This is a genomic window from Thiomonas sp. FB-6 (assembly GCF_000377645.1).
Taxonomy (GTDB): domain Bacteria; phylum Pseudomonadota; class Gammaproteobacteria; order Burkholderiales; family Burkholderiaceae_C; genus Thiomonas_A.
Window position 1 is genome coordinate 13,342 of the sequence record NZ_KB898485.1, and the last position, 15,603, is coordinate 28,944.

Annotated in this window: 14 protein-coding genes; 5 read left to right on the forward strand and 9 right to left on the reverse strand. The window is 73.4% G+C overall.

What is annotated here, in order from left to right:
* Nucleotides 1–72: 72 nt before the first annotated feature.
* The gene (locus D466_RS0112300) at nucleotides 73–1,005 is read right to left on the reverse strand and encodes a histone deacetylase family protein (protein ID WP_018914018.1); all 933 of its coding nucleotides are present in this window, start codon (nucleotides 1,003–1,005) and stop codon (nucleotides 73–75) included.
* A gap of 104 nt (nucleotides 1,006–1,109) precedes the next feature.
* Between D466_RS0112300 and D466_RS0112305 the strand changes: the two genes are divergently transcribed.
* The 5 genes from D466_RS0112305 to D466_RS0112325 all read left to right on the forward strand — a co-directional run bounded on the left by D466_RS0112305 (nucleotide 1,110) and on the right by D466_RS0112325 (nucleotide 6,613).
* Nucleotides 1,110–2,030: a MoxR family ATPase gene (locus tag D466_RS0112305; protein ID WP_018914019.1), complete on the forward strand. Its 921-nt coding sequence runs from the start codon at nucleotides 1,110–1,112 to the stop codon at nucleotides 2,028–2,030.
* A gap of 9 nt (nucleotides 2,031–2,039) precedes the next feature.
* Nucleotides 2,040–3,041, forward strand: coding sequence for a DUF58 domain-containing protein (locus tag D466_RS21615; protein WP_018914020.1), 1,002 nt, complete (start codon nucleotides 2,040–2,042; stop codon nucleotides 3,039–3,041).
* The gene (locus D466_RS21620; RefSeq protein ID WP_018914021.1) at nucleotides 3,034–5,103 is read left to right on the forward strand and encodes a transglutaminaseTgpA domain-containing protein; all 2,070 of its coding nucleotides are present in this window, start codon (nucleotides 3,034–3,036) and stop codon (nucleotides 5,101–5,103) included. Before D466_RS21615 ends, D466_RS21620 begins: the two co-directional genes overlap by 8 nt.
* A gap of 110 nt (nucleotides 5,104–5,213) precedes the next feature.
* Nucleotides 5,214–5,591 (forward strand): PA2779 family protein, encoded by a 378-nt coding sequence (locus D466_RS0112320; protein WP_018914022.1) that lies wholly within the window; start codon nucleotides 5,214–5,216, stop codon nucleotides 5,589–5,591.
* Between the two features lie 68 nt (nucleotides 5,592–5,659).
* Nucleotides 5,660–6,613 carry a PA2778 family cysteine peptidase gene (locus D466_RS0112325; RefSeq protein ID WP_018914023.1) on the forward strand — a complete coding sequence of 318 codons (954 nt, stop codon included), beginning with the start codon at nucleotides 5,660–5,662 and terminating at the stop codon, nucleotides 6,611–6,613.
* Nucleotides 6,614–6,664: 51 nt separating this feature from the next.
* Here D466_RS0112325 and fliN read toward each other — a convergent pair whose 3' ends face one another.
* The 8 genes from fliN to fliF all read right to left on the reverse strand — a co-directional run bounded on the left by fliN (nucleotide 6,665) and on the right by fliF (nucleotide 15,561).
* Nucleotides 6,665–7,129, reverse strand: a complete 465-nt coding sequence (fliN, locus tag D466_RS0112330) for a flagellar motor switch protein FliN (protein WP_018914024.1) — start codon at nucleotides 7,127–7,129, stop codon at nucleotides 6,665–6,667.
* Nucleotides 7,130–7,189: 60 nt separating this feature from the next.
* A complete protein-coding gene (fliM, locus tag D466_RS0112335) occupies nucleotides 7,190–8,197 on the reverse strand; it encodes a flagellar motor switch protein FliM (protein ID WP_018914025.1) in 1,008 nt (335 codons plus the stop codon).
* 169 nt (nucleotides 8,198–8,366) lie between these two features.
* Nucleotides 8,367–9,821, reverse strand: coding sequence for a flagellar hook-length control protein FliK (locus D466_RS21625; protein ID WP_018914026.1), 1,455 nt, complete (start codon nucleotides 9,819–9,821; stop codon nucleotides 8,367–8,369).
* Nucleotides 9,822–10,013: 192 nt separating this feature from the next.
* Entirely contained in the window at nucleotides 10,014–10,532 is a 519-nt protein-coding gene (locus D466_RS21630; RefSeq protein ID WP_018914027.1) for a flagellar export protein FliJ, read from the reverse strand.
* Nucleotides 10,533–10,761: 229 nt separating this feature from the next.
* Nucleotides 10,762–12,129, reverse strand: coding sequence for a FliI/YscN family ATPase (locus tag D466_RS0112350; protein ID WP_018914028.1), 1,368 nt, complete (start codon nucleotides 12,127–12,129; stop codon nucleotides 10,762–10,764).
* The gene (locus D466_RS0112355; protein ID WP_018914029.1) at nucleotides 12,126–12,845 is read right to left on the reverse strand and encodes a FliH/SctL family protein; all 720 of its coding nucleotides are present in this window, start codon (nucleotides 12,843–12,845) and stop codon (nucleotides 12,126–12,128) included. Before D466_RS0112355 ends, D466_RS0112350 begins: the two co-directional genes overlap by 4 nt.
* 45 nt (nucleotides 12,846–12,890) lie before the next feature.
* The gene (gene fliG / locus D466_RS0112360) at nucleotides 12,891–13,907 is read right to left on the reverse strand and encodes a flagellar motor switch protein FliG (RefSeq protein ID WP_018914030.1); all 1,017 of its coding nucleotides are present in this window, start codon (nucleotides 13,905–13,907) and stop codon (nucleotides 12,891–12,893) included.
* The gene (fliF, locus tag D466_RS0112365) at nucleotides 13,897–15,561 is read right to left on the reverse strand and encodes a flagellar basal-body MS-ring/collar protein FliF (RefSeq protein ID WP_018914031.1); all 1,665 of its coding nucleotides are present in this window, start codon (nucleotides 15,559–15,561) and stop codon (nucleotides 13,897–13,899) included. The genes fliG and fliF overlap by 11 nt, the downstream gene beginning before the upstream one ends.
* Between the last annotated feature and the right edge of the window lie 42 nt (nucleotides 15,562–15,603).

Genomic DNA, 15,603 nt, shown 5'->3' on the forward strand with positions numbered 1-15,603 from the left:
CCGGGGCCGCCCCAAGATTCCTTGACCCCCCAGGGGGGCGGGCCGGGCGCAGCCCGGACCTGGCGGTTGTCATCACCCCTCGACGCCGGCCAGCACGCGCAGGTGCTCGACCACGCTGCGCCCCAGCGCGCTGAGGTTGTAGCCGCCTTCCAGGCAGGACACGATGCGCCCCTGGCAGACCTCGTCGGCGAGCTCGCGGATGGCGCGCGTGATCCACGCGTAGTCGGACTCCACCAGGCCCATCTGGCCCATGTCGTCCTCGCGGTGCGCATCGAATCCGGCGGAGATGAAGATCATCTGCGGCGCGAACTCGCGCAGGCGCGGCAGCCAGTGGTGCGCGACCACCTCGCGCACCTGCGCCCCCGCCGCGTAGGCGGGCAAGGGCACGTTGACCATGTTGGAGGCCGGCTGCTCGGTGCCGCTGTAGGGGTAGAAGGGGTGCTGGAAAAAGCTGACCATCAAGGCCCGCGAGTCGCCGGCCAGGATGTCCTCGGTGCCGTTGCCGTGGTGCACGTCGAAATCGACCACCGCCACGCGCTCCAGGCCCCGCACGTCCAGCGCGTGGCGCGCGGCCACGGCCACGTTGTTGATGAAGCAAAAGCCCATGGCCCGGTCGTGGGTCGCGTGATGCCCGGGGGGGCGCACCGCGCAGAAGGCATTGTCCAGCCTGCCGTCGAGCACGGCGTCGGTCGCGGCCACGGCGGCGCCGGCCGCGCGCAGCGCGGCACGCAGCGTGTGGGGGTTCATCCGCGTGTCCGGGTCGATCCAGGCGTAGCCCTCGTCGAGGCCGCCGCGGTCGCGCAGTTCGGCCAGGTACAACGCACTGTGCGCCCGCTCCAGCTGCGGTTCCTGCGCCAGCGGCACCTGCGGGCGCTCGAGCACCCAGTCCAGCCCGGCGCTGATCAGGCGGTCCTCGATGGCCGCCAGCCGGGCGGGGCACTCGGGATGGTCCTCGCCCATCTCGTGGCGGACACAGTCGGGATGGGTGTAGTACCCGGTGCGCATGTCGTCTCCTGGGTTGGCGCGGGTCGGTGCCGGCGGGCAGGCACGGGCACGATTACCATTCTCGATCCTGGATTGTGCTCCCGCCCGGAGGGCTGCGGCTTGCGATGAATCACGAACTCGGCGAACTGGTGGCGCAACTCGACGGCGTGCTCGTGGGCAAGCACGCGCAACTGGAACTGGCGGTGTGCTGCCTGGTGGCCGGAGGGCACCTGCTGATCGAGGACCTGCCCGGTGTGGGCAAGACCACCATGGCCCAGGCGCTGGCGCATGGCTTCGGCCTGGGCTTCACGCGGGTGCAGTTCACCGCCGACCTGCTGCCCGCCGACCTGCTGGGCGTGAGCATGCCCGAGCGCGAGACGGGGGCCTTCCGCTTCCACCCGGGGCCGGTGTTCACGCAGGTTCTGCTGGCCGACGAGATCAACCGCGCGCCGCCGAAGACCCAGAGCGCGCTGCTGGAGGCGATGGAGGAGCGCCAGGTCAGCGTGGACGGCCGCACGCATGGGCTGCCGGAGCCGTTCTTCGTGATCGCCACGCAGAACCCGCACGACCAGCGCGGAACCTACCCGTTGCCCGAATCCCAGCTCGACCGCTTTCTCATGTGCCTGTCGCTGGGCTACCCGGACGCGGCCTCCGAGCGCGCGCTGCTGCTGGGCGAGGACCGGCGCGAGCTGCTGCGCCGCCTGCCGGCGCGGCTGGATCGCGACGCGCTGCTGCGCCTGCAACTGCAGGCGCAGCGCGTGCACGCGGCCCCGGCGCTGGCCGATTACGTGCAACGCCTGCTCGCCGCCAGCCGCGAGGCCCGCGGCCTGGCGGCCGGGCTGAGCCCGCGCGCCGGCCTGGCGCTGCTGCGCGCGGCGCGCGCGCATGCCCTGATGCAAGGGCGAGACTATTGCGCGCCGCAGGACGTGCAGCAGGTGCTGCACGCCGTGGCAGCCCACAGGCTGGTGGCGGTGGGCGAGCAGGCAGGGGGCGGCGCGCAGGTGCGCGCGCAGCTGCAGGACATGCTGCAGCGCGTGTCCCTCTAGCCGGGCGCCATGGCCGCGCCCGGCTCTTCCATCGCGCGCCGCTCGCCGCGCGAGCGCTTCGCGCGCTGGGCCATGGCGCGCCATGCGCCGGGGCCCAGCACCCTGCTGGGCCAGCGCAACGTCTACATCCTGCCCACGCCGGCGGGCTGGATGTTCGCGCTGACCGTGCTGGTGCTACTGCTGGGCTCGATCAACTACCAGCTCAACCTCGGCTATCTGTTCACCTTCGCGCTGGCGGGCAGCGCGCTGATGTCGATGCACGTCACCCACGCCAACCTGCGCGGCGTGCGCGTATCGGTGGCGCCGGCGCAGGAACCGGAACTCTACGCCGGGCGGCCGGCGTCGCTGGCGCTGCGCCTGCATGCCGAACGCGGCGCGCGCTGGGGCCTGCTGGCCAGGCTGGACACGGGCGCGGCGCAAGTGGTGGACCTGCAGCCCGGCGTGGCCGCGGAGTTCGCGCTGGCGTGGACGCCGCCGCGGCGCGGGCGCACGCGCTGGCCCGCGCTGCGCCTGGAGACACGCTTTCCGCTGGGCCTGTGGCGCGCCTGGAGCGTGTGGCGCCCGCCCGGGCGCCTGTGGGTGTACCCGGCCCCCGAGCAGCCCTGCCCGCCGCTGCCGCCGACGCAGGCGCAGGCCGGCGACGGCGCGGCCACGCGCAGCGGCGCGGGCGACGAGCCCGACGAACTCCGCGCCTGGCGCGACGGCGACGAACTGCGCCGCGTGGTGTGGCGCAAGACCCGCGGCGAACAGCGGGTCGTGCGCGCCGCGGGCGCCTCGGCCGCGCGCACGAGGCTGTGGCTGGACTGGGACGCGGCGGCCGGCGCGCAGGACTCCGAGGCGCGCCTGCGGCGCCTGAGCGCCTGGGTGCTGGCCGCGCGTGCGCGCGAGCTCGACTACGGCCTGCGCATGCCCGGCAGGGCCCTGCCGCCGGCCGCGGGCGACGAGCACGCGCGCGCATGCCTGCGCCTGCTCGCCGCCTGGGGCCTGCCGGAGGAGGCGGACCATGACTGAGCCCTCCCGCGCGTGGCGCGGCGCGGCGGCCGCGCGCCTGCGCGCGCTGCCGCCGCAGGCGCAGGACACCCTGTGGATCCTCGGCGTGGCGGTGATGAGCCTGGCCCCGCTGCTGCCGCGCCTGCCCGCATGGGCCGGCGCCTTCAGCCTGGCCCTGCTGGCCTGGCGGGCCCTGCTCGCCTGGCGCTCGCGCCCCCTGCCCTCGCGCACGCTGCTGGCCTTGTTGCTGGCGGCCGCCGTGGGCGCGGTGCTGCTGCGCTTTCACAGCCTGCTCGGGCGCGACCCGGGCGTGAGCCTGGTGTGCATGCTGCTGGCGCTCAAGCTGCTGGAGGTGCGCCGCAGGCGCGACGCCTACGTGGTGTTCTACCTCGGGCTGTTCTGCGTATTCGCGCAATTCCTGTACCTGCAGTCCGCGCTGGCCGCCGCCTGGATGCTGGCCTGCACCCTGGGTTGGCTGACCGCCCTGCTGGATGCGAACCTGCCGGGGCGGCGCCCGCCGCTGGCGCGGCGCCTCGGGCTGGGCCTGCGCCTGATCGGCCTGGGCCTGCCGGTGATGGCCGCGCTGTTCCTGCTGTTCCCGCGCCTGAGCGGGCCGCTGTGGAGCCTGCCGGACGACGCGCGGGCACGCACCGGCCTGGCCTCGTCGATGGACCCGGGCGCGATCGCGCGCCTGGCCCTGGACGACAGCGTGGCCTTCAACGTGCGCTTCCAGGGCAGGCCTCCGCCGCAACGCACGCTGTACTGGCGCGGTCCGGTGCTGGGCGTCTTCGACGGCCGGCGCTGGAGCGCGCTGCCAGCGGCCGCGGCGCCCACGCCCGGGCCCGCGCTGCGCGACCTGGGCGAGCCGGTGCGCTACACCGTGACATTGCAGCCCACGCAACGCGATTTCGCCTTCGCGCTGGAGGCGCCGGCCAGCGCTCCGGCCCTGCACGGCCAGCCCGGCACCAGCCTGCGCCTGCTGCCGGACCTGGAACTGCGCGCCGACCATGCGCTGAACCAGGTCACGCGCTACACGGTCACTTCCTGGCTGCGCCGCGCCTGGGTGGCGCCCGAGGCACCCGCGCGCCTGCGCGCCTACACGCGCCTGCCCGCGGGCCAGGATCCACGCACCGTGGCGCTGGGGCGCGAGCTGGCCCGCCGCGAGGCCGTCGGCGGCGCGACGGCGGTGGCCTCGGCGGCGCTGCGCATGTTCCGCGAGCAGCCCTTTCGCTACAGCCTGCACCCGGGCAGCTACGCGGGCCCGGACGCCATCGACCAGTTCCTGTTCCAGCGCCGCGTGGGCTTTTGCGAGCACTACGCCGAGGCCTTCGTGGTCCTGATGCGCGCCGCCGGCATTCCGGCCCGGGTGGTCACCGGTTACCAGGGAGGTTCGGAGAACCCGGTGGACGGCCTGTGGGTGGTGCGCCAGAGCGATGCCCACGCCTGGGCCGAATACTGGGTAGCGGGCCGCGGCTGGCTGCGCGCCGACCCCACGGCGATGGTCGATCCGGCGCGCGTCGAGCGCAGCGGACGCACGCTGGACAACACCGAGCCGCTGCTCGGGCTGGCCCTGCTCGGCCCCCGCGACACCACCGCGCTGCGCTGGGTGCGCAACCTGGGCGACGCGCTGGACCAGACCTGGAACGACTGGGTGCTCGATTACGGCCAGACCCGCCAACGCCGCCTGCTGCGCCAACTCGGCCTGGACTCCACCGACCCCGCGCGCCTGGGCGGAGATGCCGCGCTCAGCCTGGGGCTGCTGCTGGCGCTGGGCGGCACCTGGCTGCTGTGGCGCGGCCGGCCGCGCCGCGACCCCTGGCAGCGCGCCTACGCGCTGCTGTGCGCGCGCCTGCGCCGGGCCGGCAGGGACGCAGGGCCAGCGCAGTCTCCGGCCGCGCTGGCGCGCGCGCTGGGACGCGATCCGCGTCTGCAGGAACTGCGTGCCTTGCTGATGGATCTGGAGCGCGCGCGCTACGCCCGCGACGCGGCCGACGCCCGCACGCTGCGCCGCCTGTGGTGGCGCGCGGCGCGCGTGCCGGTCGGCCGTCGCGCAGACCACGCCGCGGCACGGCACTCGTCGTAAACTTTCCGGCGCGACAGCCCCCGCGGCCGGGCCGTGCCCGCCAGCGGGTGGAGCCCATCCGCGGCGGCCTCGCACCCCTGCCGGTCCGCCCCTATCCGAGGAGATCCACGATGCAAACCCGACGCCTGTCCAGCCAACTCGTGGCCGCGCTGCTCAGCGCCGGCATGCTCGCGCTGCCCCCGGTGGCCAAGGCCGACCTGATCGGCACCCAGCAGATCGCCAGCCAGGCCAGCGGCCACGGCGCGGCCGACATCGCGCACGACCGCGCCATGGTCGAGCAGTTCCTCGCCCGCTCCGACGTGCGCCACCGCATGGAGCAGATGGGCGTGAGCGCGGGGCTGACCCAGCAGCGCGTGGCCGCGCTCAGCGACTCCGAGGTGGCCAGCCTGGCCACGCGCATCCAGTCGATGCCCGCCGCCGGCACGCTGGGCTTCCAGGAGACCGTGATCATCCTGCTGGTGGCCATTCTCGTGGTCATCGCCATTTGATGGCAGCCCCCAGGGCCGGGCTGCGCCCGACCCGCCTCCCGAGGGGGGCGAGAAGCCCCGGGGCGGCCTTGCGCACGGCCGCCGCGCTCGCGCTGGCCGCCGCGCTGGGTGGCTGCGCCTTGCCGATTTCCTCCGGCCCGCCGCAGGTCCGCGACGGCCAGCTGCTGCAACGCCCGGCCGGCCTGCCCGATCAGGCCCGGGTGAGCGGGGTGCCCTTCTACCCGGACGACACCAACGCTTGCGGCCCCGCCTCGCTGGCGGAGGTGCTGCGCTTCGCCGGCGTCGACACCGACGCCGATCGCCTGAAACCGCAGCTCCTCACCCCGGCGCTGGACGGCACGCTGCAATACGACATGCTCGGCGCGACCCGCCGCGCCGGACGCGTGGCCTACGTGATCCGCCCCGAGCTGGGCGAACTGTTCGAGAACGTGGCGCAGGGGCGCCCGGTGGTGGTGCTGCAGCGCCTGGGAATTCCCGGCAACATCTGGCATTTCGCGGTGGTCGTGGGCTATGACCTGCGCCATGACAGCGTCACGCTGCGGTCGAGCACCGCGCGCGCGCTGGTCCTGTCCGTCGGCCAGTTCGACGCCACCTGGGCCGGCGGCGGCCGCTGGGCCTTCGTGGCGCTGCGCCCCGGCGAATTCCCCGCCCAGGTGCAGCCGCTGCGCTATCTGCAGGCGGTGGCGCCGATGGAAGGCGTGGCGCCCGAGGCGGCGCGCCGGGCCTACCGCGACGCGCTGGCCCGCTGGCCCGATTCCTGGGTGGCGATGATGGGCCTGGGCAACCTGGCCTACGCGCGCAAGGACTATGCGCAGGCCGCGGCGCGCTTCGCGCAGGCGGCAAGCGCCCATCCGAACGACGGGGATCCGCTGAACAATCTGGCCCAGGCCTTGCTGGCAGCAGGCGACCTGCAGGGCGCTCGCAGCGCGGTGGAGCGGGCGGTCGCCGTCGGCAAGCCCAACCCGCGGGTCTACGCGAAAACCCGCGAGCAGATCCTGTCCGCCGCATCCTCCGCGCACTGATCGCTCGCCCGCGCCCGGCCCGCGGGGGCCCGTGCGCCAGCGTGCGGGGCTTCAGCCCAGGCGGCGGGCGCGTTCGGTGGGGCTGACGATGTCGGTGAGCCGGATGCCGAACTTGTCGTTGACCAGCACCACCTCGCCGCGCGCGATCAGGAAACCGTTGACCAGCACGTCCATCGGTTCGCCGGCCAGGCGGTCGAGATCGACCACCGAGCCTTGCGCCAGTTGCAGCAGTTCGCGGATCTGGATCTTGGTGCGCCCGAGTTCCACCGATAGCGTGACCGGGATGTCCATCACCAGATCCAGCTGCTCGGGCACGGCCCCGCCCGGCGCGGCGTCGGGCTGCAATTGCGCAAAGCTGGCCCGCTGCGCCTGCGGCGCCGCGGGCGCCGGCGGGGCCTCGGCCTCGGCCGGCTCCTGTTCGGCCAGCGCGGCCTCCCAGTCGTCGGCCATCGCGGCGTCCGATGCCGGGATGTCGCTCAGCTCGGGCGCTGCGCCGGTGGGGTCGGAATCGGCCATGATCGTCGTGCGGATGAGGGATGGGTTGCAGAGCCTGCGCGCGCGGTGCTCGGCCGGCGCTCAGCGCAGGTGGGCCTTCGGGGACTGGCCCAGCCCGGCCTCCGCGAGCAGGCGCTGGCGAACCTTGATGGCCATGTTTTCGTCACGCTGTCCGTATTCTGCGACCAGCACCGGGATTCCGTCGACCCGAGCCACCACGGTCTCGGGCATCTCGACGGGAATCACGTCGCCCACGCGCATGCTCAGGAGCTCGCGCACCAGCACCTTGCGCTGCAACAACTCGACGCGCAACTCGACCTCGGCCTCGCGCATCTCGCTTTGCAGGGCCTGCATCCAGCGCTGATCCACCTCGTTGCGGTCGGTGGTCATGCCGGTGGTCATCTGATCGCGGATCGGCTCGATCATGCTGTAGGGAATGCAGATGTGCAGCGAGCCGCCTCCGCCCTCGATCTCCACGTCGAAGGTGGAGGTGATGACCACCTCGGTCGGCGTGGCGATGTTGACGAACTGCGGATTGACCTCCGAGCGCAGCACCTCGATGTCCAGGCCCAGCACGGGGCTCCAGGCGCTGCGGTATTCCTTGAACACCATGTCCAGCATGCGCCCGATGATGCGCTGCTCAAGGTTGGTGAAGTCGCGCCCCTCGATGCGCGCATGGAAGCGCCCGTCGCCGCCGAAGAAGTTGTCGACCACGCTGAACACCAGGCGCGGATCGAAGATGAACAGCGCCGTGCCGCGCAGGGGCTTGAGTTGCACGAGGTTGAGGTTGCTGGGGACCACCAGCGTGCGGATGAATTCGCTGTACTTGAGCAGGCGCACCGAGGACACCGAGATCTCGCTCGAGCGCCGCAGGAAGTTGAACAGGCCGACGCGCCACAGGCGTGCAAAACGTTCGTTGATCACTTCCAGCGTGGGCATGCGCCCACGCACGATGCGGTCCTGGCTGGCCAGGTCGTAGGGGCGCACCCCGCCCTCGTCGACCTCCTCGAGCTCGGGTTCGGTGTCCTCGCCGGTGATGCCCTGCAGCAGGGCATCGACCTCGTCCTGGGATAAGACGTCCTTGACCATGGGTGCGCCGCGCGGGCGGTGAATTACGCGTTCGGGGGATTCAGCGCGAGCAACCGGCCCGCCCCGGATGCTTCGGCCCCTCGGCGCGGCGGTCCGGACGCGGCCCGGCCCCGTGGGGATTCAGTACTGTAAACGACACGCGGGCCGGCAAGTTGAATGCGCGCCGCGCTCACACATAGGTGTTGACCAGGCCGCGCAGCCATGCCGCCGAGGGCTGGGGCGCCAGCCCGGCGCCCACCGCGTCCAGCGCGTCCCGGCCGGCGCGCGATGCCGTGCGCGGGCGCGCGCCGCCGCTGCCGCCGTCGCGCGGGCTGCCGGTACCGACGGAGGCCTGTCCCAGGTTGATGCCGGCCCCGGCGAACATGTCGTGCAATTGCGGCAACGCGCTCTCCACCGCCTGGCGGACCGACTGGTGCGGCGAGGCGAACTGGGCGTTGACCTGCCCGCCCTGCATCTGCAACTGCACTTCCAGCGGGCCGAGCTGGGGCGGGTTCAGATGCAGGGTCGCGGTCTGCAGCTTGCCGTCCACGGCCATCAGCATCTGCTGGCCCAGTTCCTGGCCCCAGGGGGCGCTGCCCACCGGAGAGGGCAACGCGGCGCTATAGGTGGCGGCGGCCTCGACTCCGGAGACCGGGGCCTGCATCGCGGTGCCGAACTGCCCCGCGGCATTGAGCGCGGCCAGCGCGGCCGCCGGCACCTGCGCCGCATCGCCGCGCGGACTGCCGCCGGCGGCTGCAGTCGCCTGGGCGTCGCCGCCCGCCGGGCCCAGGCCGGGCAGGGCCGCCGCGGAGGGCGCGGCGGCACGCGCCGCCGCGGCCACGGCCTCGGTGGCGACCTGCGCGAATTTAGCCGGAGCGGCCGTTGCGTCGGCCTTCACCGCCGCCTGGGCGGCCCGGGCATCGGCTTGCAGTGCCTGTGCGCCGAGGTCGGGCGCGGCCTTGGCCAGCGCCTGGCCCTCCGGCAGCACCTGGGCGGCCGTCGCCGCGCGGCCGCCGGGCGGCAAGGTCTTGCCGCCGGACGCCAGTTCGGCCTTGCCGCCGCCGCCCGCGGCACCGCCCTGCCCGGCCAGCGCCGCCCACTGCGCGAGGATCGCCTGGGCGGCTGCCTGCGCCGCCGCGCCGCCCTGCGCCGCAGCGGCATCGGCGGCCGCGCGCTTGGGGTCGCCCGCGGCGGCGGAGCCGCCGGAAGCCTGCGCCGAGCCCTTGTCGGAAGCCTTGCCGGCCGCTGCCTGGGGCGCCGCGGCGGCGCCCTGGGCCGAGGCATCCGCGGTCTGGGAGGATGCGGAGCCGTCGTGGGCAGAGGCGGAGCCCGCCGAGCCGCCCTGGGCCCCGGCGTCGCCGGACTGCGCGGACGAGCCCGCCGAGCCCTGGGCCCGCGAGTCGCCGTTCGCCGCCGAAGCCGCGCCCTGCGACGCGGCCGCCGGCTGCGCCTGAGCCTGGCTCTGCGGCTGCGGGGACGGACTCGCCGAGGGCGTGGCCGGTGCCGGCTGGGGCGCCTGCGCGCCGGTCTGCGCCACCGACAGCACGCTGGCGAAATTCGCCCCGTCGGAGGCCGCGGAAGACGCGGCCTGCAGGTTGGCGCCCGGGCTGCCGAGCAGGGAGGAAATCGATGCGATCTGGGTCATGGGAACAGCGCGGGCGGCAAGGGTGCCCTGGGCGCAGCCCACCGCATGCAAGAGTCGCGCCAGCTTGCAGCTCGTGACTCCCGGCCCGGCGCGCCGGGCGCGCGACGGAATTCCGTCGCCGGCGTCCCCGAAGCGTCCCCGAAGCGTCCCCGAAGCGTCCCCGAAGCGTCCCCGAAGCGCCCCCGGAGCGCCTCAGCGGCGCCGGGTCCCGGTATCGCCGAAGCGCGAGTTCTGGCTGTCCGTGAAACTGTCGGCGAAGGCGTCGCGGCGGTTCAGCGCCCATTCCTGCAGATCGGCGTGCTGGCGCTTGCGCTGCTGGGTCAGCAGCAGCCCCTGCTCCTGCGCCAGCAGGACCTCGAAGGCCTTCTCTTTCTGGCGTATCGCGGTCCAGGCGCGCAGCTGCTCGGCGCAGCGTTCGCTCGCGCGGTCGATTTCCCCGCGCTGGGCCGCCTGCGCCGCGCCGATGCGCTCCAGGAAGCTGCGCATGTCGCGCACCGCGCTCCACGCGCCGCCGCTGCGCTCGATGTCGGCGAGCTGGCGCCGGTATTGCTCGGCGAACTGCTGCAGTTGCCCGAGCTTGGCCTGCGCCTGCGCCTGCTCCGCCTGCGCCCGCTTGAGCAGTACCGCGATCCGGTTTCCCTCCTGCTGGGCCTGCTCGTGCAGATTGCGCAGGGTCTGCGCGCGTTGGGAACTGGCTTGGTTTTGCGTCATGGACCGTGTTCAACGGCCGACCATCGTCGACCTGACACGAGTGTAGGCCCTGTCGTGGTCAAACGACAGACGCAGTCGGCGCAGGGCCGCCCCAAGACGACTGCGCCCCCTCGGGGGGCAGCGAGCGCTAGCGAGCGTGGGGGCTGTCCCGCAGTCGGCGCAGGGCCGCCCCAAGCCGACTGCGCCCCCTCGGGGGGCAGCGAGCGCTAGCGAGCGTGGGGGCTGTCCATCAAACGACAGCGAGATAGGGTGCCATGAGTTGTTCGAGCATCACGCGGCTCGTGGCCAGGTCGACCGCCTCGTGCATGCCCTGGCGCAGGAAGGCGCCGATGGCCGTGTGCGCATGCACGGCCTGGTCCAGCACCGGGTCCGAGCCCGGCGTGTAGGCACCGACGGCGATCAGGTCCTGCTGCGCGGCGTAGCGCGCCTCGAGTTCCTTGAGACGATACACCCGGCGCAGTTGCTCGTTGTCGGCCAGCGCCGGCATCACGCGGCTGATCGAGGCCTGCAGGTCGATGGCGGGGAAATGCCCCTGCTCGGCCATGCGCCGGTTGAGCACCACGTGCCCGTCGAGGATGGCACGCGTGTTGTCGGCCACCGGATCCTGCTGGTCGTCGCCTTCCATCAGGATGGTGTAGAAGGCCGTCACGCTGCCGCCGCCGTCGCGCCCGTTGCCGGCGCGCTCGACCAGTGCCGGCAGGCGCGCGAACACCGAGGGCGGGAAGCCCCGCGCGGCCGGCGGCTCGCCGGCGGCCAGCGCCACCTCGCGCAGCGCCAGCGCATAGCGGGTCAGCGAGTCCATCAGCAGCAGCACGTGCAGGCCCTGGTCGCGGTAGTACTCGGCCAGCGCGGTGGCCAGGCGCGCGCCGCGAATGCGCGACAGCGCGGGCGCGTCGGCCGGCACGGCCACCACCACGGCGCGGCGCAGTCCCTGCGGGCCCAGGATGTCCTCGATGAATTCCTTGACTTCGCGTCCGCGCTCGCCGATCAGGCCGACCACGATGACATCCGCCGTGGTGTTGCGCGCCATCATGCCCAGCAGCACGCTCTTGCCCACGCCGCTGCCGGCGAACAGGCCCATGCGCGCCCCGCGCCCGACGGTGAACAGGGCGTTGATGGCGCGCACGCCGACGTCCAGCGGCTGGCGCACCAGCGCGCGCTCCAGCGGGTTGATGGGCGGCGTGCTCAGGCTGGTGAAGTCCCCGGCGAGCAGCGGCCCGTGGCGGTCCAGCGGGCGCGCATCGGCGTCGAGCACGCGCCCGCACAGTTCCATGCCGGCGGGCACGCGCAGGTCGCCCGGAACCGGCATCACGCGGGCGCCCGGCGCCAGGCCCTGCATGTCGCCGCTGGCCATCAGCTGCACGTTGTCGCCGTGGAAGCCCACCACCTCGGCGCTGATGCGGCGATTTCCGTCGGTGCGGATCAGGCAGCGCGCGCCCAGGCTGAGGTCCAGGCCCTGCGCCTCGAGGATCAGGCCGCGCACGCGCACCAGGCTGCCGCTGGGCACCAGCGGCAGGTCGCCGGCCGCGCGCAGGCGCCGGTACAGCGTGCCCAGGCGGGCCAGGGCCTGCGGCGAACCCACGGTGGGCGCGCTCACAGCGAACCCTCCTCGAACAGGCGCGCCATGACCTGGCGCCAGCGCTCTTCCAGGCGCAGGTCGAGCTCGGCCTGCGCGTCGCGCACGCGCCAGCGGCGCTCCGGATGCGCGCGCGAGCCCTCCGGCCCGGCGCCCAGCACGAGGTCGCCGCGCTGCAGCGTGGGGTCGGCCACCAGGCCCATGCCGCTTTCCTCGAGTTCGGGCGCGAGTTCGCCCAGCAGCGCGGCATCGTCCGGATGCAGCCGCACCCAGGGCACCCCGGCGCGCGCGGGGAAGGCCGCCAGCGCCCTTTGCAGCACGTCCAGCACCTGCTGGGGCTGCGTGCGCAATTCGTGCACGATCACCTGGCGCGCCAGCTCCATGGCCAGCGCGACCAGCGAAGCCTCCAGCTCGGCGTCCAGCGCGGCCGCCGCCGTGCCCAGACGCTGCAGCAGCGCCCGCACCGACTCGAGCTCGGCCTGCGCCTGCTGGCGCCCGGCCTGCAGCCCGCCGGCGCGCCCCTCCTGGTAGCCCTGTTCGAAGCCCTCGCGGCGGCCCTGCTCGCGCGCGGCCTCGAACACCGCCTCGAGGTCGCGCGCGGTGGGCAGCGGCGGCCCGCCCGGCGTGCCCGGCACACCCGCCGAGGCCCCGCGGCCCGCTTCGCGCGGGGCGCCGCTGCCCAGCTCGGGCGCCGCCCAGGCGCGCGCCTTGCCGGCCGATTCCTTGGGGATGATCATCGGCGCGCTCCGCGCGCGAAAGCTGGTCTCGCGTGCATGACCGGATCAGCCCACCATCGCCTCGGCGCCGCCGCCGCCGAGCTGGATCTGCCCGGCCGACTCCAGGCGCGTGGCCACCTGCAGGATCTCCTTCTGCGCCGCCTCGACCTCGCTCAGGCGCACGGGGCCCTTGGCCTCCATGTCGTCGCGCAGCATCTCGGCCGCGCGCTTGGACATGTTGCCCAGAAACTTCTCGCGCAGCGGCGCGTTGGCGCCCTTGAGCGCCACGATCAGCGACTCGGAGGAGATCTCGCGCAGCATGGTCTGCATGCTTCGGTCGTCGACGTTGATCAGGTCGTCGAACACGAACATCTGTTCCTGCACCTTGCCGGCCAGGCCCTCGTCCTGCGAACGCATGTGGTCCATGATCGTGTTCGACAGCGTGGTGTCCAGGCGGTTGAGCACCTCGGCGGCGATCTTGGGCCCGCCCATCGCGCTGACCTGCACGCTTTGCGAGTCGCCCGACAGCAGTTCGTCCAGCGCGTCGTTGAGCTCGCGCAGCGCGCTGGGCTGCAGGCCGTCGAGGTTGGCCAGGCGCAGCATCGCCTCGCTGGCCAGGCGATCGGTGAGGAAATGCAACACCTCGGCGGCCTGGTCGGGGTCGATGTAGGACAGCACCAGCGCGACCACCTGCGGGTGCTCCAGCTTGATCAGCTCGGCCACCGCGCGAGGCTCGAGCCATTTCAGGTTTTCCAGCCCGGTGGACTCACCCCCGTGCAGGATGCGCTCGATCAGCGAATTCGCCCGATCGCCTCCAAGCGCCTTGGTCAGCGCGGAGCGCAGGAACTGGTCCGCCCCGAGGCCCAGCGAGGTCTGGCGCTCGAGCTTGTCGCGGAACTCGCGCATCACCGAATGGGCCTGGTCGGTGCTCACGCGCCCCAGGCGCGACATGGCCACGCCCAGGCGCTGCACCTCGCGCGGCGCCAGGTGTTTCATCACCTCCGCGGCCTGGTCCTCGCCCAGGCTGAGCAACAGCACGGCGGCGCGGTCCAGCCCCTTGAGGTCTTGCTCCTCACTGGCCATCGGCAAGCCACTCCTTGACCACCTGCGCGGCGCGGCGCGGGTCCTGCTTGGCGAGTTCGCGCGAGACGGCGGCGTCGTTCTCGAAGGTGTTGCTCAGGTGCACCACCTCCGGCGCGAGCTCGCCCGCGCCCGCCCCGCCCCGGCCTGCTTCGGCGCGTTCCTCGGCCTCCTCTTCCTCCTCGCCACGCTCGGCCGGCGTCGCCAGCCGGCGCACGGCGCGGTAGATCAGCAGGCCCAGGATCAGCGCCAGCAGGTACGGTACCGCCTCGCGCACCGAATCCCAGATCGCGGGCGAGCGCCACAGCGGCAGGGCCGCCTGTTGCGCCTCGGTGCTGCCGCCGAAGGGCATGCTGACCACCGAGACCTGGTCGCCGCGCTTGGCGTCGAAGCCGATGGCATCCTGCACCAGTTGACGCAGCTGCGCAAGCTGCTGCGCGCTCATCGGCTGGGGCTTGGCGCTGGCGCCCTTGCCGGCCGCGGGCCGGTCGTTGACCAGCACCGCCACGCTGATGCGCCGCACCGAGCCCACCGGCTGCTGCGTGTGGCTGATGGTCTTGTCGACGTCATAGTTGGTGGTGGCCGAACTGCTGGCGGCGGTGGGTGCCAGGCTGCGCAGCGCGGGGGCCAACTGGGTGAACTGCTGCGGGGTCAGCGGTTCGGAGGCCGAACCGACAGCGAACGGAGCGGCCACCCCGCCGGGCGGCTGGTTGCTCAGGGCTCCCGGCACGCCGGCCGGCAGGCTGGCGTTGCCCGTGCTGTTCTGGGTCTGCGCCTGGCGGCTGAGCAGGTGACCCTGGCCGTAGATCACCGAGCTGGTCTCGGTCTTGCCGAAATCCAGGTCCGCCGACACGGCCACGCGCACCCCGTTGCTGCCCACCAGCGGGCTGAGGATGCTCTCGATCTGCTTGCGGTACTGCTGCTCGACGGCGTTGCGGTAGGCGAGCTGACTGGGCTCGATGCCGCTGTCCGACGGCCCGGCGGCCGTCAGCAGGTTGCCGTCCTGGTCGACCACGTTGACCGCCTTGTCGCTCATGCCGGCCACGCCCGAGGCCACCAGGTGCACGATGCCGGCGACCTGCGCGGAGTTGAGCACGCGCCCCGGGTAGAGCTTGAGCAGCACCGAGGCCGAGGGCTTCTGCTCCTGGTCGAGGAACACCGAGGGCTTGGGAATGGCCAGGTGCACGGTGGCCGCCTGCACCGCCGACATGGAGTCGATGGTGCGCGCCAGCGAACCTTCCAGCGCGCGCTGGTAGTTCACGCGTTCGACGAACTGGCTGGTTCCCATCGGCTCGTTGTCGAGCAATTCGAAACCCACCCCGGCGCCCTTGGGCAGGCCCTGCGCGGCCAGCTTCATGCGCGTGGCGTAGACCTGGTCGGAGGGCACCTGGATGACGTTGCCCGCGTCGGTGATGCGATAGGGCACGCCCAGTTTCTGCAACTCGGCGATCACCGTGCCCCCGTCCGCCTGGGACAGGTTGGTGTACAGCACCTGGTAGCCCTGCACCCGTCCCCACATCAGGCTGACCACGAGCAGCGCCACCAGCGCCGCCAGGCCGACGATCAGGCCCATGCGCTGGTTGACGCTCAGGCGCCGCCACAGCGCCAGGGGAGCTTGGAGCGCCTGCGGCGCGGCGTTGTCGGTGACGGTGGCCATCGGTGGTTCGTGGGTGCCGGTCGGAGCATGCGCATCGAGGCC